Below are 16,798 nucleotides of genomic sequence, written 5' to 3'. Positions count from 1 at the left end.
GCAAAGCCTGGGCCGGCAAAAGTAGATCATGTAGGGTAAGCCCGGCCCACCCTCGCAACGGCCTGGAGCCCGTCGTGCCGCACATGTCTCGTCGCCAGGTTCTCTCCCTGCTCCCCGCCGCCGGCCTGCTCGCCGTAGCCTCTCCCTCCCGAGCCGCGGCCGGGATCGACCACGCGCGGCTGCTCGCCAACACCGTGGCGATCTTCGCGGGAACCCCGGACGTCAATGCCCGCCCCGAGGTCGCCGGCAAGCTGGCGGCGATCGCCAGGACCGCCAGGCAGCGGCTGACCGCCATGGATCAGGCGGGCGACGGCGAGCTGTTCGCCGGCCTGAAGCTCGGCACCGACGACGTCAACCTGCGACTGGCCTACCAATATCTGTACGAGATCGCGCTGGCGACCCGCACCCCGGGCGGGGAGCTCAACGACGACACCACTGCCCAGCGGCGGGTCGCCGACGGCCTGCAGTGGTTGCACGAGCGCTACTTCGGCGACCAGTCGAAGGGCTACTACGGCAACTGGCACAACTGGGAGATCGCCATCCCCGCCCACGTGAGCAGGACGCTGGCCCTGCTGGCCGAACGGGTGCGGGAGGAACGCCCCGACCTGGTGGCGACGTACATCACCTCGATGGACGCCTACCTGCGCAACGGCAAGGACGGCGACGTCAACCTCGACTCACGCTTCCACACCGGGGCGAACCTGGCCGACATCACCGGCAACCGGATCCTCCAGGGCGCGCTCACCGGCGACGACGCCCGCGTCGGCAAGGCCATCGCCGACCAGGCCACCGTGTTCGCCACGATCGACCCGTACAACCTCCAGCACGGCGTCACCGACGGCTACTACCGCGACGGCTCCTTCATCCAGCACCACTCGGTCGCCTACACCGGCTCCTACGGGCGCGCCCTGCTGACCCGCGTCGTGCAGACCCTCAAGACGCTCGAGGGCGCGACGGGCGGCGGCGCCTCCGACGACCTGCCCGGCGTCGTGCACCGCTGGATCACCGACGGCTTCGCCCCGCTCATCTTCGAGGGCTGGATGATGGAGATCGTCAAGGGGCGCGCGGTCTCCCGCACCACCACCGGCTACGCCGACGTCGGGGTGATCGTGGAGGCCATCGCCGACCTGGCCGACCACGTCGAGGACGGGGCCGCCCTCGCCCTGAGGAAGTACGTCAAGTTCCTGCCGGCCGCCGACCCGGCCGCCTTCGTCTCCCCGGTCAGCATCGCCCGTTATGCGGCCATCCGCACCGACTCCACGATCCCGGCCGCCGACCTGAACCCGCCCGAGCGCTCCCTGGCGTACAACGCCATGGACCGAACCGTCCACCGCCGCCCCGGCTACGCCTTTGCCCTGGCACGGAGCTCGGACCGCATCAGCAAGTACGAGTACATGAACGGCGAGAACCTCATGCCCTGGTTCCAGGGCGACGGCGCCTACTACCTCTACCTCGCCGGGGAGGACCAGCGCGAGGTGTTCGGCGTCGACTACTACACGACCGTCTCGCCGTACCGGCTGGCCGGGATCACCGCGCCCGTGGAGGAACGACGGACGGTGCCCGACCTCTACGGCCGGTTCTGGTACGAGAACCCGGGCCACCCGCTCAACTTCACCTCCTCCTCGGAGTCCCAGAACACCTACGTGTACTTCCCCCGCGCCGGGAACGCCTTCTCCGGCGGCGCGACGCTCGGCGTGTACGGCGCGGCCGGCATGGTCCAGTCGGACGACGCCGCCTACACCGCCAAGCAGGCGGGCACCCTGCCCGACGACTTCGTCGCCTACCAGAACGCCCGCGCCACCAAGTCCTGGTTCATGCTCGACGACGAGATCGTGGTGCTGGCCGCGGGCATCTCGGGCCAGGGCGGCCGCGAGGCCGTGACCACCGTGGACAGCCGCATCGCCGCCCCCGGTGACACGATCGAGCTCACCGGCGCAGGCTGGGACGGCGGGCCCTGGCAGGCAGGCGACACCACCGCACCGCGCTGGCTCCGCTACACGAACGGCACCCGCCGCACCGCCATCGGCTACGCCTTCCTCACCCGCCAGCCCGTCACGGCCGGGCTGGAGACGGTGACCCGCAGCCGCAGAGTCGTCCGCACCTCCAACCCCGACACCAGCGTGACCAAGAACGTCTTCACCGCCTCGATCACCCACCCCGCCACCGGCGACGTACCCGCCCTCGCCTACGCCCTGGTCCCGAACGCCACCGACACCCGCCTACGCGGCTACGTGAACGGCCCGCTGACGGTCCTGGCCAACAACCGGCACGTCCAAGCCATCGCGCACAAGACCCTCGGCATCATCGCCGCCAACGTCTTCACCGACGGCCCCCGCCATGCCGACCACCTGCTCATCGACGGCCCCGCCTCGGTCATCGTCCAGTCGTCCGGCGGTCGTACGGTCGTCGCCCTGTCCGACCCCACGATGAAACGCGACCGCGTCACGGTCGTCCTGCACGGCGCGTCCCTCCACCTCGACCAGGCCGACGAGGGGGTGACGGTACGGCGCGTGCCCGGAGGCACCCTGATCCAGGCGACAACCCGCCACGCCCACGGCCGCACCTTCACCGCCACCCTCCGCTGAACCGCCCGCGGGGCGTGTGCCGGGGCACTCTTCACGCGAGGGGCGTACGTCGTTATGGTCGGAATCCATATGGACGGGGTGCAAGCGTTAGCGGAGGCGGATCCCGCGCAGCTTGGCGAGTACGCGCTCGTCGGCGTGCTGGGCCGAGGGAGTCAGTCGGTCGTCTATCTGGGCCATTCGGCGAGCGGTCATGTGGCGATCAAGCTGCTGCCCGCGGGTGATGCCGACACGCAGCGCGCGGTCGCCGCGGCGCAGCAGGTCACGGAGCCGACCAGTGCGCGGGTGCTGACGACCGGGATGTACGGTGACCGGCTCTACGTCGTCAGCGAATACGTGCAGGGCGTATCCCTGGCGGAGTGGATTCGCAGGGAAGGTCCACGTGACGCGGGTCAGCTGCACTGGCTGGCGACCAGCACGATGGCCGCGCTGGCCGCGATTCACCGGGCGGGCATCGCCCACCTGGACTTCAAGCCCGCCAGCGTGCTGCTCGGCCCCGAAGGGCCGAAAGTGATCGATTTCGGGATCGCGCGGTGGCCGGACCCGGCGGTCGTGCCGGCCTATCTGTCGCCGGAGCAGGTGGCAGGTCATCCGGCCGGGCAGGCGTCCGACCTGTTCTCCTGGGCCGTGACGATGATCTACGCCGGGACCGGGGTGCCCGCGTTCGGTGAGGACGGCGTTCCGGCCGTGTCCCATCGGGTGCTGTACACCCCGGCGGACCTGTCGCGGCTGCCCCCGCCGCTCCAGCCCATCCTGGACCGGTGCCTGGCCAAGCGGCCTGAATACCGGCCGACCGCGCAGGAGGTGCTGGCGTCCCTGCACGGAGCCGGGCAGAACCGGCCGGCCTCCGCGCCGCCGCCCGCCTACGCCCAACAGCCCGCCCAGCCGGCCCCATCGAAGAGCTCGACCGGCCTGGTGATCGGGCTGACCGCCGGAATCGTGATTTTGCTCGCGGCGATCGTCGCCGCTGCGGTGTTCCTGGTCAAGTGGCCGCAACAGGACCCGGTCGCGGTCGCCACCCCGGGTGCCGTCGTCACGACTCCGGCACCCGAGCGCGCCTCGGTGGCCGGCCGGTGGACCGGCAGCTACGTGTGCAACCAAGGCAAGACCTCGCTGGAGCTCACCATCAAAGAGACGTCGCCGGGCGAGATCGAGGCCGTTTTCGCCTTCAAGGCCGACCCGAGCAATCCCGGCGTGCCGTCCGGTTCCTTCGCCATGAGGGGCCGGTTGACCGAGGGGGCCTTGGAGCTGAACGGCGAGCGCTGGATCAACCGGCCCGGCAAGTACGTCATGGTCGACCTCCGCGCGGCCCTCACCGAGGACCGCCCCTCTGCCATCAAGGGGACCATCGTGGGTGGGGGCTGCAGCACCTTTACGGTCGAGCGGTCGTGACGTGGAGTCCGGCGTCCGGAAAATCATTGGTCAGGATGGTGGGCCCGCAGGAACACTGCAGGCGTGGCCGTACTGGAGACCGCGCGGGCGCCGGGCCGGGCCTGGGCGACCGCGCTGAGCCTGACCTCGTGGGTGCTGTTCGCGAGTTCCGGCCCCCTGGCCAAGGCGGTGATGACGGCGGGCTGGTCCCCGGCCGCGGTGACCTCCGTGCGGATCTCGCTGGCCGCCGTACTGCTGGCGCCGGTGGTCGCGGTGCTGCGGCCGCAAGCACTGCGGTTCCGCCGCGCCGACCTGTGGCTGCTTCTCAGCTACGGCCTGCTCGGCGTCGCCGGGGTGCAGCTGTTCTTCTTCCTGGCCGTGGCCAGGGTTCCGGTCGGTGTGGCGATGGTGCTGGTCAACCTGGCGCCCGCGCTGGTCGCACTGTGGGTACGGGTGGTCCGGCGCACCCGGCTGCCCGGGCTGGTGTGGCTGGGCATCGGGCTGGCCGTGGCCGGATTGGCCCTGGTCGCGGAGATCTGGCAGGACGCCCGGCTGGACCTGCTCGGTGTCGCCGCCGGGCTGGCCGCGGCGATCTGCTCAGCCGGATACTTCCTGCTCGGCGAGCACGGCGCGAGCAGGCACGACTCGTTCGGGCTGACCGCGGCCGGGCTGGCGATCGGCGCGGTGGTGGTGGTCGCGGTCAGTCCACCGTGGACGCTGCCCGCCGACCTGCTCACTGCCTCCTCGGCCCTCGGCGGCCTGCAGGCCCCGGTGTGGTTGGTGCTGCTGGTGCTGGCCGTGGTGGGCACCGTGCTGCCCTACCTGGCAGGGCTGCGGGCGCTGCGTGATCTGCCTTCGGCGCCGGCCAGCGTACTGGCGCTGGTGGAGCCGCTGGTCGCCGCCGTGCTCGCCTGGCTGCTCCTCGGGCAGGCGCTCGGCCTGACGCAGCTGGCCGGGGCGGTGATGTTGCTCACTGGCGCGGTGCTGGTGCAACTGGCCGGCCTGGCGGAGCCGCCGCTGCGGCCCCGGGGCTGACCTGCGGGCCCATCCCGGCAACTCGAAGACCCCGGCAACATCACCGTTGCCGGGGTCTTCGTGCTTTCACACGGCTTCATTCTGAATGACGCCTGCATCGCCGTTTTGGATGTCCGCGGCGACGTGCACGAGCTCCCGACAGGCCAACACCATCCACTCTTGCGTACGCCATTCATCTCTGAGTACAGTGTTCGCATCGCAAGAACGACGTTCACAAGGAGTTGCCCCCATGGACGCGAGACACCCTCGCCGCTGGCTGATCCTCATCGTGTTGTGCCTCAGCACGCTGGTGCTGGTCATCGACAACATGGCGCTGACGGTCGCGGTGCCCCCGCTGGCCGCCGACCTGGGCGCGAGCGCGCAGGACCTCCAGTGGATCCTGGAGTCCTACATGCTGGTCTTCGCCGGCCTGCTGCTGACCGCCGGCTCGCTGTCCGACCGGTACGGCCGCCGCCGAGTGATGATCATCGGTTTGCTGCTGTTCGGGGCCGCGTCTCTGGCGGCGACCATGGCCACCAGCGCCGGCCTGTTGATCGCGGCCCGGGTGGCGATGGGCGTCGGTGGCGCGCTGGTGATGCCCAGCACGCTGTCGATCCTCATCACCGTCTTCACCGACGAGGGCGAGCGGCGCAAGGCGATGGCCGGCTGGGGTGCGGTCGCCATGCTCGGCCTGGTCGGCGGCCCGGTGCTGGGCGGCGCGCTGATCGCCTCGTTCGGCTGGGAGTCGGTCTTCTGGATCAACGTGCCGATCGCGGCGCTGGCCATCCTCGCCGCCCTGGTGCTGATGCCCGAGTCCAAGGGCCCCTGGGCCAAGCCCGACCCGCTGGGTGCGATCCTGTCGGTGATCGGCATGTCCGCGCTGGTGTGGACGATCAACGAGTTCGCCCACGGCGTCTCCTGGACCCCGCTGACAATCGCGGTCGTCGCGCTGACCGCGTTCGTTATCTGGGAGCTGCGCACGGCGCACCCGATGGTCCCGCTCAAGCTCTTCCGGGACCGCGACTTCGCCGGCGGCAGCCTCTCCCTCACCCTGGTCCAGGTCGGCAACGGCGGTCTGCTGCTGGTGCTCACCCAATACCTGCAGTTCGTGCTCGGCTACACGCCCACCGAGGCCGGGCTGGCGTTCATCCCGATGGCCATCGCCTCCTTGCTCTTCAACGGCATCGGCGCCGGACTCGGCGCCAAGCTCGGCAACCGCGCCACCGCCGTGCTCGGCATGGTGGTGATGGCAGCCGGGTTCGGCGCCCTGGCCGTATCGTCCGACAGCTTCGTGATGCTGGCCATCGCCCAGTTCGTCCTCGGCGCCGGCGGCGGCCTGGCCATGCCCACCGCGATCGCCGCGCTCATGGGAGCCATCCCCGCCGAGCAGGCCGGCGTCGGCTCCGCACTCAACGACACCATTCAGCAGGCCGGCGCCGCCCTCGGCGTGGCCCTCCTGGGCAGCATCGCCACCAGCAGCTACACCGCGGCCATGCCCGCCGGCGCACCCGAGGCGGCGCGCCGCTCCATCGCCGTCGCCGTGACCGACCCGGCCCTGGCCGCGGCCGCCCGGGAGGCGTACAACGCGGCGATGTCGGCCACCTTCGTCGGCGCTGCCGCAGGCGTGCTCGGCGCCGCCGTCCTGGCCCTGCTCCTGCTGCGCGGTCGCAAGCCCGCCCCTGCCGCGGAAACTCCCGCGGAAACCGATCAGCCCCTCGTCACCGCCGGCCACTGAACACCATCCGGCACCCCATAACCACCCGCACCCAAGATCGCCGACCGGGGGCCTCGCCGCCGCGTCGGTGATCTTGTTGTCCCGTCGCACGACCTTGACAACCCCCGCGCCAAGGCCAGCCATGGATGCCGCAGTGCATCGACCGGCAGCCCCGGGCGTACGGTGGCCAGGCGTCCGTCGACGCGGCCCGTCACTTCCGGGAACGTGGCACCGCCATGATGTTCCTCGCCGCGTGGGCCGATGAGGCCCGCTGGTTGTCGGACAGGTGATCTGATCCGAGACCGATGGTGTGGCACCTGGCCGAGAACTCGAATCCCGGCTTCGGGTGAAAGGGGATACCACACCGAGGAACGGAGCACGGGCTTGATAGCCGATGTGAGCCTGGAGGATGCGACGCTGATCCAGCGGTCCAGGCGTGACCCCGCCGTCTTCGCGGCGTTATTCGACCGGCACGCGGCCGCCCTGCACCGCTATGTGACGCGGCGGCTGGGCGACTCGCTGGCCGATGATGTCGTGGCGGAGACGTTCCTGGCCGCGTTCAAGCGTCGGGACCGCTACGACGTCAGCCATCCCGACGCCCGTCCTTGGCTGTACGGCATCGCGGCCAACGTGATCGGCAAGCACCGCCGTACGGAAACGCGCTTCTACTTCGCTTTGGCGAGGACCGGAGTCGACGAGGTGGCGGAGAGCTACGCCGACCGGGTCGAGGCCCGTGTTTCGGCGTCGGCGGCACAGCGCGATCTCGCGGGGGCGCTCGCGGTGTTGTCGCCGGAAGACCGCGAGGTCCTCTTGCTGATCGCGTGGGCGGATCTGAGCTACGAGGAAGTGGCGCTCGCCCTCGGCATACCCATCGGCACGGTCCGCTCGCGGCTGCATCGCGCCAGGAGGAAGACGCGCGCGGCGCTGGGCGGCGTCGATCCGTCCGCCGTTGTCACGGATGAGGAGGAGACAGAGCGTGGATGACCTGACGATCCTCGGTGAGATGCGTGCCGACGCGCCGGAGCCGGACGCCGTACGGCTGCGCAGGCTCCGCCGCCGGGTGATGCGGCGCAGGCGGAGGTTCATGATCATGCCGTCCGTGCTGGTCGCGGCCGTGGCGGTCGTGGTGGCCGCCGTCTCGATGGCTGAGAGGCCACCGGCGGTACGGACCCTTCCCGCCGTGGAGACGGTCCTGCTGAACTCGAAGACCGTACTGGAGAAGGCGGCGAAGACCGTCGAGAGGCGTGCCGACGCGCCGGAGCCCAGACCCGATCAGTGGCAGTACACCAAGACCCTCAACGTGCAGCCTGCCGACGGCCGGACCGCGACGCACGAGAGCTGGCTGCGCTACGACGGCAAGCAGACCGCCGGGCGGGATGTCGAGGGGAACTTCCGGGTGCAGGATGTTCCGCCCGATCCGGGGGATGACGATCTCTCACCTCAGCAATATCGGCAGAAGCTGCTCAAGCTCCCGACCGACCCGGACAAACTGCTCGCGCACGTCCAAGGTGATCGGCACTGGGTCGACTACCCCAAGGAGGAGGGAGTGCCTAAGTCTGTCGAGGATCCGGACACGCGGGCCTACCGCATCCTGTCGCTGTACCTGCAGCAGCAGGCCGTCATGCCGCCCGAACTCGAGGCGGCCATCTTCCGCGCGATGGCGAAGATCCCGGGGGTGGAGATCGAGCAGGGCGTCACGGACGCGACCGGACGTACCGGGCTCGGCCTGTTCCGTTCCACCATCGGCGAGGAAACGCAACGCCGTTACCTCATTCTCGATCCTCGCACCTACCGCGTCATGGCGGACCAGTCGATCTGGCTGGGCGACGAGCTGTTCAAGGGGGAGGTGGTGTTCAGGAAGGGTTCCGTCTTCGCCGATGTGTGGCTTGAGTCCGGCATCGTGGACAAACCCGGCGACGTCCCCTAGCGATCTTTGGTCGCTAGGGAGGCCGCGGCTCCTGCCCAGCTCCACCATCCCAGCCCTCGCCATGACTGACCAATTGAACCGATTGGGTCAGTGGCCCAGCTACTCGAACCCCCCGTCGCCCCCAGCGAGCCGGCGATCGCCGCGGTCGCCGAGGAGACCCTCATCGTCCTGCGCGAGATCCAGGAGGCGATGCTGGACCTCATCGACCGCAGCCAGGTCGCCACACAATAAGCGATCAGCATCCGGCCACTGGGTCTACGCATGAGTTCTGGTGCGATCTTCACCTGGTCCAGAGCGTCATCCCCTTGGGCCGTAGGCCGTCATGAGGATGTACACGACGATGAGGACGACGACCCAGACCATGGCGCGTCTCGTGGGCGGGGGGCCGCTGCGCAGCAGGGAGATGCCCAGCGGGATGAAGGCGACGCAGAGGCCGCCCACGGCGATGAAGGACTGCGGGATTTGGGTGCCTTTGAGCGGCCCGAGCGCGAGCGCCGACATCAGGCCGAGCGCGATCGAGCGGCCCGGCCCCAGGGCGCCGGAGCGGTAGGCGCCGATGGCCAGTACGACCCAGCCGAAGAACGCCGGTCCGGATATGGCCTTGAACGGATGCCAGCGCGTCTCTCCCCATGCTGTGTAGTAGTCGTCGATGCCGTTGAGCATTGTCTGCAGGCCAAGGCTGTCAGTCAGGTGGAAGGCCAGGTGATCAGTGCCGAACTGGAAGGTTCGGGTGAACAGGCCGACGATCACCAGACAGCCGCCCCACAGTCCCCACAGCGGGCTGGTGGCAGCGATCCGTTGCGCCAGCGTCATGACCGCCGGCCACAGCAGGACGAACCCGGCGGCGAAGCAGGTATAGGCGACGGTGATGAGGGCGGGGTCCCGGGTGTAGGCGGCGAGTTGGTGAGGGACGAAGAAGTGGAACTGCGAGCGTAGGAGAGTTCCGGTCATGATCAGTATGGGACCGCCGGTCAGCGAGATGGCGCTCACCCATCGTCCAGGAAACGGGTGTTGCCGGCCTGCATTGGCCGCGGCGTTGGCGGCACGCCGTTCCGCGGCGGCCTGTCGCCATCGTGCGATTCGCCCCTGAAGATCAATCTTCATCAGTTCCTGCCCGTCTTGTCGGTGTCGGCGCGTCTCGGCTGGGTATGCCGGGCGCACCAGCATGGTGATGGGCGCTGCGGTGGGGGCGCGTCTGGCTCGGGTCGCATCTTGGTTCCCAGGCGCGAGCCGGTGGTACGACCCCAGACGGATGCGGGAGTCTGACCCTGGGCAGATGCCGGGTGATCTGCTGAGGCGATAACGTCCCGTCATGGAGTGGGCTGGGCGGCGGCTCCGCGGACGGGGCGTCGCCGACGCGGCGGTGGCGGTCCTCGTGGCGCTGTTCATCGGGTACGCCATCGTTGATCCGCCAGGGGCGTCGTCATGGTGGCCCGCTTGGTCGGCTTGGCTGGTAGCTGCGGTCGTGAGCTTTCCGATCGCCGTCCGGCGGCGCTGGCCGCGGGCCATGCTCGCTCTCGCGTGCGCCGCGGGCGTGCTGGCGACCGTGGCCGGTGCCGTCGCGGCGGGCGCGATCTGGGTGTCGTTCGTGCCGACCGTGCTCGTGCTGTACCTGGTGGCCTCCACCTCGTCGGTCGCATGGTCGGTGGCGGGCTTGGCGGCGTGCGCGTTCGCCGCGGTGACCGCGATCCTGATCTTCTACGAGCGGGTGTTTCCGGGCCTTGCGCCCGGGGCGGCGCCCAGCGAGCTGCCGCAGGCCTGGCCGATCGAGATCGGCGTGATCGGTGTGCTCCTGGCCACCGGGTGGGCCATCGGGACGGCTGTCCGCTGGAAGCGGGACACGACCGCTCGCCTCGTTCATCACCTCGCCGAGGCCGCGGTGGCCGACGAGCGCAGGCGCATCGCCAGGGAACTGCATGATGTCATCGGCCACAGCATGAGCCTGATCGCCGTCAAAGCCACCGTGGCCAACCATGTCGCCGACGCCCGCCCGCAGGAGGTACGCGCCGCGCTGGACGTCATCGAGCAGACCAGCCGAAGCACGCTCACCGAGATCCACCGAGTGCTCGACCTCCTGCGCTCCGACGGCGATCCCCAGCAGGCCCATCTGCCCGTTCCCGGCATGGCGGACCTGCCCGAGCTGGCCGCCCACGCCCGCTCGGCCGGAGTCGAGGTGGACCTGGCCGTCCGCGAAGGGGCCGCGCTGCCTCCCACGGTCGCGATGTCGGTGTACCGAATCGTGCAGCAGGCTCTGACCAACGTCATCACTCATGCCGCGCCCACCCGCTGCTCGGTCACCGTGGACATCGACGGGCGGGAAGCCATGATCGAGGTCATCGACGACGGCCCCCGCCATGGCCGGCCGCCGCGAGCGAGCCACGGCGGACACGGCCTGATCGGCATGCGCGAACGGGTCAAGATGTACGGAGGCACGTTCCACGCGGGCCGCCGACCTGAAGGGGGCTTTCGCGTGTCGGCTCGACTGCCTTACGACCAGAGGGGCACCAAGGCATGACCATCGACACCGCTTCGCGTCACTCCTCCCTGCCCATCCGTGTCGTGCTCGCCGAGGATCAGGTGTTGGTACGTGACAGCCTCAAAGTCCTCATCGACACCACGCCAGGGCTGGCCATCGTGGGCGAGGCGGGCACCGGCGCCGAGGCCGTGCTCCTGGTCCGCCGGCGGCGACCCGACGTCGTCCTCATGGACGTGCGGATGCCCGATATGGACGGCATCGAGGCGACACGGGAGATCTGCGCTTCCCCGGACAGCGCCGGCGTCCGCGTGCTGATCCTCACCACGTTCGATCTCGACGAATACGTGTACGCGTCGCTACGGGCAGGTGCGAGCGGCTTCCTCCTCAAGAGCGCCACTGCGACCGAGCTCCTGGCCGCCATCCAAATCGTCGCCTCCGGCGAAGCGCTGCTCGCCCCTTCCGTGACCCGTCGGCTCATCACCGAATTCCTGCGGGGCCCCCGCCCCTCCCCGGTCGTGCGAGACCTCAACGAGGTCACCCAACGCGAGCGCGAGGTGCTCACCCTCATCGGCAAGGGAATGTCCAACTCCGAGATCGCCGAGCACCTTCACCTCACCGTCGGCACGGTCAAGACCCACATCGGCCGCCTCCTCGCCAAACTGCACGCCCGCGACCGGACCCAGCTCGTCATCGCCGCCTACGAAGGCGGGCTCGTCACTATCCCGGATGGCCGCCGATAACCAGCCAGCCCCTCTTCAAGCGGCGGCCTACCACTGCACGTTTTCCGTACCGACCTCTGTAGTCATGGGTGTACGCCGACACCTGGCGATTGTGCTCGGCACGGTCCTTCTTGACAGGACTGTCCCAGGGGCGTCGTCAGGCTCCCGGTCCGTCGATCGGGTTGGCGCCGAATCGATCGGAGAGCGTGACGACTCGTTCGAGATGGGCGAAGGCCCCCTCCGGGTGCCGGCGGGCCTCCTCGAGGAAGCGGGTACGCATGGTCGAGGCGAAGTCGAGACGCGGGTAGGCCTTCACAATGCCGGCGAGATCGTCCGGCGCGAGCTCTTCGTAGCCGAGTCCGGCGACGTCCACGGCGGCTCCCGCTTGGACCAGCCGGTACACGGGCACCTCCTCGGCGACGAGGTTGGTGTGCCGCAGGATCGCCTCTTCGACCAGGTGGATGCGGTCCAGGTCCCATCCGCGCGAGTCAAGGAAGCGGCACGCGAGGTCGGCCCCGGAGCGCGCGAAATCGCTCTCGCCCTGGTAGGCGTCGGTGAGACCGAGATCATGGATCATCGCCGCGACGAAGGCCACCTCCTCGTCGACCTCGGGCTTGGCCACGATGCACCGGCCGAAGAGGTACGTGCGGTAGCTGTGGTTGAGCAGGTAGGCGGGAGCGGCCTCGGCGGCGAGGTCCGCGGCCGCCTGGGCCGTGAGCGAAGAGGGAATCGAGGGGATCATCGGATGCTCCATGTGTCACAGGAAGCGGACGAAGCCCATCGTTGGCCCGGATGACGAATGTCGGCAAGGACATAGATATGTCAGATCCGGCCATCGCCTCAGTGTCGGGACATGTCCAGATGTGACATGTGCTTGTCATTGCGGACACCCCGGTGATCCTGCAGAGTTGGCGCCATGACTGCTCACCTCGTCGTGATCGCCGTGTACGACGGCGTCGAGCTGCTCGACGTCGCCGGACCGCTCGAGGTGTTCTCCACCGCCGACCGCCTCGTCAGCAAGGACATGCCTGGCTACGAGACACTGGTCGCCGGTCCGGCGCCCGGCCTCATCCGCTGCGCCGGGGGCACTGCCATCGCCGCCGATGTCTCCTGGGCAGAGCTGGATCGCAAGATCGGGACACTGATCGTGCCCGGCGGTCTAGAGCTCAGTGCGACGGAAGCGAAGGCGCTACAGGCCCCGTCCCTGGTCGAGTGGCTCGCTACCCCCGCCGCTCGCGATACGCCCCGGATCGCGTCGGTCTGCGCCGGGGCTCACATATTGGCCGCCGCAGGCTTGCTTGACGGGCGACGAGCGACGACCCACTGGGCGACGGCGCGACAGCTCGCCGCCGATCATCCCGAGGTGATCGTCGAGCCGGACGCCATCTTCGTCCGTGACGAGCACATCTGGACGTCGGCGGGCGTGTCCACGGGCATAGATCTGGCCCTTGCCCTGGTCGCCGACGACCACAATGCCGAGCTGGCCCGCAGAGTCGCCCGGTGGCTCGTCATGTATATGCGACGGCCGGGTGGTCAGAGCCAGTTCAGCGAGCTCCTCGCACCCTCCACGGCCGCCGACGCCGGGATCGCGCGCCTGCAGGCGTGGATCCCGGACCACCTCACCGAGGATCTTTCCAACGAAGCGCTCGCGCGCCGCACCAGCCTCAGCGTTCGTCACTTCTCCCGACTCTTCCGCCAGCAACTCGGAGTGACACCCGCGCAGTACGTCGAGTCGGTCCGCGTCAACGCGGCGGCCCGGCAACTCCTCCACACCGGCAACGGGCTCAAGACCATCGCGCACTCGGTCGGTCTCGGCTCGGTCGAGACGCTCCACCGGGTGTTCAGGCAACACTTCGGCGTCACTCCGGCGGCCTATCGGCAGCGTTTCACCACGCCCGCGGACATGACCGAACCGGACTCTTGATCGTTCGCACCCCATGCTGTCCCGAACCGGTGATCTTCCCCGCCGTGGCCCGCGAGATCGCGACCATCGTGCAGGCTGACCTCCATGTCCGAGGGCGTCGCTGTCACCGGTATGGACGCAGCAAAGAAGATCGCAGCTCTGGAGCCACGCCGTCCCCTGCCCGGACGTCTTCAGCACCGCCTCCCCGGCGGCAACGCTTCCGCCAGGCCGACACCGACAAGCCTGAACTCCAACGCCTCGTGCCATTCAATCTTGCCCGCCCTGGTCAACCGGCCATCACCGGGCCGTCTTCACTGTCCAAGGTCAGGCGGCGCGGACGGCTGCCATGACGTGTGGCCAGGCGGCAGCGCCAAGCGCCGCACTCGCCTCCGGGGTCCCGCCGTGGTCGAACTTGGTGGATGGAGCCGGAGCCACCTCTCCCGGGAAGACGACCCGATGCCCCGCGTCGGCCTCGGCGATGAGCACTGCCTCCCTCCCGGCCGTTGAGCGCCGGGCCGCGAGTTCGTGGGCGAAGCGCAGGGACGGCCACATCCGGTCGGCGCCGCCCGCTATCAGGACCAGATCGGCGCTGGCCTTCTCCACCGGAATGGCAGCGGCGGGCAACCGGTCCGCATGTATCGCGAGGCTGCGCTCGTACCAACTGAGCACAGAGACCGGCGTGCCTTCCTGCTCCTTCGGCCTCCAGGACTCGTCATAGGGGACAAAGGGCAGCGGCCGCCCCTGCCAGGTCCAGCTAGAGCGGTACGGGTGGTGCCGGCCGTCACCACCCGGCCCAACATTGGCCCAGGTGACAGACGTCGGGGCAAGGGCGATCACGGCGTCGGCGCAGTTCGTGAGGGTGGACACGAGCAGGGCTGCCTCCGCGCTCTTGGAGTTGCCGAGGATGCTGATGCGCCTGGCGCCACGCTCACGCAGCAGTCCAGTTGCAGCAACGAAGGTCTCCAGCGGGACCTCGCAGATACCAGGCACCTGCCCAGGTCCGCCGAACCACTGAACCGACACCGCGGTCACGCCGGCGCGAGCGAAGAGCCGACACCGTTCGCGTTCGATCCGGCCGCTCGATCCGGAAAGCACAAGGACACCCGCGCCGCTGCTGCCCGCAGCCGGTTCGGAGAGGAAGCCCTCCCAGGGCCCGGTCAGCTCATGCTCGACGATCATGGCGTCCATGCCGCCAACCTACTGCAGGCAAGTCTCTCGGCCACTGCGGGGAGCGCGAGAAGCCGTCTCCTGGGCCGAGCACGAGGGGAGGGCATAAGCCGCGCTCCTCCAACCAAGCGACGACGGAACGGACGAAACCGTCGACGTGCGACAAGGGTTTGCCGGCGAACACCGCGTGGAGGTGCCCGACCCCGACCGCGTCGTCCAGGCCCAGGCGCGTCGGTAGGTCTCCTCGTCGGTGGCCGCGCGGAGGACGTCCCAGCCGTGCCAGGTCGCGACGAGTGCCGCGTCGATCGCCGGGTCGGACAGGATCGCCATGTCCCAGTCGAAGACGCCGTCAGCTTGCCGTCCTCGCCGAAGTGGACGTTGCTGCCGCCGAGGTCGCCGTGGACGAGGCTGGCCGGGACCTCCTCGAGCGCCAGCAGCGTGTCCAGCCGCTGCCGAACTCCGTCACGCCACTTCGTCGGCAGGCGCGGAATGATCTCGTCGTTCAGGATGTCGGCCTATCCCAAGCCATCGGCATACCGGCGCGGCGTGTGGAGAACGGCCTCGAGCTCCGGCGAGATTTCAACCTCGCGCAGTGCCTCCAAGAGCAGGCCGAACGCCGCCGGGTCCCCGATGCCTTCCCGTAACCCCTCGCCGTCGATCCACGAAATCGCGACGGCCGCGCGTTCCCCGAACGTAGCCACCGCAGTCAGCGGCTCCGGCACGGCGAAAGGCAGGCCGGCCGCCGCAACGGCTCGAAGAATCTCGACCCGGCGCGGCAACTCGGCGGCGGCACTGGGGCGCTTGCTGATACGCACGGCGGCGACGCCGGGGAACAGCACGACGTGGTGCATACTCCCGTGCTCGGCAAGGCGTGCGGAGTCAAGAGGAGCGTCGGGGACAAGTGCTTCAGCGATTTCCAGGAGGTCGGATCGCCTTCTCGAGTTCGCCGAGCAATGGGCGAGAAGTGCCCGGCGATCACAGCGAGCGTTTTCGATCTGCGGGGTGGGGCGTGGCCGTGGGGTGCCGGATCAGGCTTTGAAGCTGCTGAGCATGGTCAGGACCTGGTCGTAGGTGCCGTTGGCCTCGGCGTGTCGGGCGAACTTGGCACTTTCCACGACGATTTCCTTGGCGTCTGGTTGGGCATCCAGCAGTGTCAAAGTCTCGGTCAGGAACTCGTCCAGCGGCATGGCCTGCTCATTGTCCTGCTGGCCCATCAGTCCGGTCCGGACCGGTGACGGGACCACCTCGATCACCTGGACAGGGGTGCCGGCCAGTTGGACGCGCAGACTCTCGGAGAAGGAGTGCAGGGCGGCCTTGGTCGCGTTATAGGTGGGAGTGGCCGGCAACGGCACAAAGGCCAGTGCCGAGGTCACGTTCAGGACGACGGCGTCGTCCTTGGTCACCAGGTGCGGCAGGAAGGCATATGCCATCCGGATCGGGCCGAGCAGGTTGGTGGTGACATGGTCCTCGGCGGTCGGCAGGCAGGCCGGATCGAGCAGGTTCTCCGGCCGCTGGATGCCGACGTTGTTGACCAGCACGTTGAGCTGGGGATGGCTCGCCACCAGGGTGCTTGCGGCGCGGGTGATCGACGCGGGGTCCGCCACGTTCAGGACGAAAGTCTCGATGCCCGGGTGCTCGGTGGCGATCTGGTCGAGCAGGTCCTTACGCCGGCCGGCGACGATCACCTTGTTGCCGGCCTCGTGCAGACGCAGGGCCAGGCCGAGCCCGATGCCCGAGGTGCCGCCGGTAATCAGGACCGTGTTGCCGGTCATCTTCATGGGAGTTCTCTCCTTCGCTGGCTGCGGGGCCGGTGAGCGCCCGCAGCCCCGACCGTAGGGGCGCCCGCGCGGAGGCGGGAGAGGAAGGTTTATCCATGGATCGGCGGTCCCTGGCTGGGCCGACGCAAAACGACGACCATGGGGGAC

At 69.2% G+C, this 16,798-nt stretch carries 16 protein-coding genes; 11 read left to right on the top strand and 5 right to left on the bottom strand.

Annotated elements, in window-relative coordinates; all coding sequences use genetic code 11:
- Positions 1–83 precede the first annotated feature (83 nt).
- From ACTWQA_RS45605 to ACTWQA_RS45570, 8 genes are all read left to right on the top strand, one after another.
- Positions 84–2,585, top strand: coding sequence for a polysaccharide lyase family 8 super-sandwich domain-containing protein (locus ACTWQA_RS45605; protein ID WP_443165107.1), 2,502 nt, complete (start codon positions 84–86; stop codon positions 2,583–2,585).
- Between the two features lie 69 nt (positions 2,586–2,654).
- Positions 2,655–3,974: a serine/threonine-protein kinase gene (locus ACTWQA_RS45600; protein WP_443165106.1), complete on the top strand. Its 1,320-nt coding sequence runs from the start codon at positions 2,655–2,657 to the stop codon at positions 3,972–3,974.
- A gap of 63 nt (positions 3,975–4,037) precedes the next feature.
- Positions 4,038–4,988 carry an EamA family transporter gene (locus ACTWQA_RS45595; RefSeq protein WP_443165105.1) on the top strand — a complete coding sequence of 317 codons (951 nt, stop codon included), beginning with the start codon at positions 4,038–4,040 and terminating at the stop codon, positions 4,986–4,988.
- 229 nt (positions 4,989–5,217) lie between these two features.
- Positions 5,218–6,702 (top strand): MFS transporter, encoded by a 1,485-nt coding sequence (locus ACTWQA_RS45590; RefSeq protein WP_443165104.1) that lies wholly within the window; start codon positions 5,218–5,220, stop codon positions 6,700–6,702.
- A 125-nt stretch (positions 6,703–6,827) separates the two neighbouring features.
- Complete coding sequence (locus ACTWQA_RS45585) at positions 6,828–6,971, top strand: hypothetical protein (protein WP_443165103.1); 144 nt, start codon at positions 6,828–6,830, stop codon at positions 6,969–6,971.
- A gap of 94 nt (positions 6,972–7,065) precedes the next feature.
- Positions 7,066–7,665, top strand: a complete 600-nt coding sequence (locus ACTWQA_RS45580; RefSeq protein ID WP_443165102.1) for an RNA polymerase sigma factor — start codon at positions 7,066–7,068, stop codon at positions 7,663–7,665.
- On the top strand, positions 7,658–8,608 hold the full coding sequence (locus ACTWQA_RS45575) for a CU044_5270 family protein (protein WP_443165101.1): 951 nt from the start codon (positions 7,658–7,660) through the stop codon (positions 8,606–8,608). The genes ACTWQA_RS45580 and ACTWQA_RS45575 overlap by 8 nt, the downstream gene beginning before the upstream one ends.
- Positions 8,609–8,698: 90 nt before the next feature.
- Positions 8,699–8,839: a hypothetical protein gene (locus ACTWQA_RS45570; RefSeq protein WP_443165100.1), complete on the top strand. Its 141-nt coding sequence runs from the start codon at positions 8,699–8,701 to the stop codon at positions 8,837–8,839.
- Positions 8,840–8,905: 66 nt separating this feature from the next.
- On the opposite strand, the gene ACTWQA_RS45565 is transcribed toward ACTWQA_RS45570, so the two are convergent.
- Positions 8,906–9,559, bottom strand: a complete 654-nt coding sequence (locus ACTWQA_RS45565) for a hypothetical protein (RefSeq protein WP_443165099.1) — start codon at positions 9,557–9,559, stop codon at positions 8,906–8,908.
- 361 nt (positions 9,560–9,920) lie between these two features.
- Between ACTWQA_RS45565 and ACTWQA_RS45560 the strand changes: the two genes are divergently transcribed.
- Both ACTWQA_RS45560 and ACTWQA_RS45555 read left to right on the top strand, forming a co-directional pair.
- On the top strand, positions 9,921–11,123 hold the full coding sequence (locus ACTWQA_RS45560) for a sensor histidine kinase (protein WP_443165098.1): 1,203 nt from the start codon (positions 9,921–9,923) through the stop codon (positions 11,121–11,123).
- Positions 11,120–11,824 carry a response regulator gene (locus ACTWQA_RS45555; protein ID WP_443165097.1) on the top strand — a complete coding sequence of 235 codons (705 nt, stop codon included), beginning with the start codon at positions 11,120–11,122 and terminating at the stop codon, positions 11,822–11,824. The genes ACTWQA_RS45560 and ACTWQA_RS45555 overlap by 4 nt, the downstream gene beginning before the upstream one ends.
- A 136-nt stretch (positions 11,825–11,960) precedes the next feature.
- Here the strand turns inward: ACTWQA_RS45555 and ACTWQA_RS45550 are convergent, their stop codons facing one another.
- Positions 11,961–12,545, bottom strand: coding sequence for an HD domain-containing protein (locus ACTWQA_RS45550; protein ID WP_443165096.1), 585 nt, complete (start codon positions 12,543–12,545; stop codon positions 11,961–11,963).
- A gap of 174 nt (positions 12,546–12,719) precedes the next feature.
- Here ACTWQA_RS45550 and ACTWQA_RS45545 point away from each other — a divergent pair, with 174 nt between their 5' ends.
- On the top strand, positions 12,720–13,727 hold the full coding sequence (locus tag ACTWQA_RS45545; RefSeq protein ID WP_443165095.1) for a GlxA family transcriptional regulator: 1,008 nt from the start codon (positions 12,720–12,722) through the stop codon (positions 13,725–13,727).
- Positions 13,728–14,030: 303 nt separating this feature from the next.
- On the opposite strand, the gene ACTWQA_RS45540 is transcribed toward ACTWQA_RS45545, so the two are convergent.
- The 3 genes from ACTWQA_RS45540 to ACTWQA_RS45530 all read right to left on the bottom strand — a co-directional run bounded on the left by ACTWQA_RS45540 (position 14,031) and on the right by ACTWQA_RS45530 (position 16,651).
- A complete protein-coding gene (locus ACTWQA_RS45540; protein WP_443165094.1) occupies positions 14,031–14,894 on the bottom strand; it encodes an acyl-CoA thioester hydrolase/BAAT C-terminal domain-containing protein in 864 nt (287 codons plus the stop codon).
- A 494-nt stretch (positions 14,895–15,388) separates the two neighbouring features.
- Positions 15,389–15,724, bottom strand: coding sequence for a phosphotransferase (locus tag ACTWQA_RS45535; protein ID WP_443165093.1), 336 nt, complete (start codon positions 15,722–15,724; stop codon positions 15,389–15,391).
- A gap of 177 nt (positions 15,725–15,901) precedes the next feature.
- Positions 15,902–16,651 carry an SDR family oxidoreductase gene (locus ACTWQA_RS45530; protein ID WP_443165092.1) on the bottom strand — a complete coding sequence of 250 codons (750 nt, stop codon included), beginning with the start codon at positions 16,649–16,651 and terminating at the stop codon, positions 15,902–15,904.
- Positions 16,652–16,798: the final 147 nt, after the last annotated feature.

Source organism: Nonomuraea sp. 10N515B, assembly GCF_052245915.1.
Classification (GTDB): Bacteria; Actinomycetota; Actinomycetes; order Streptosporangiales; family Streptosporangiaceae; genus Nonomuraea.
This window is presented reverse-complemented; position numbering and strand designations above follow the sequence as displayed.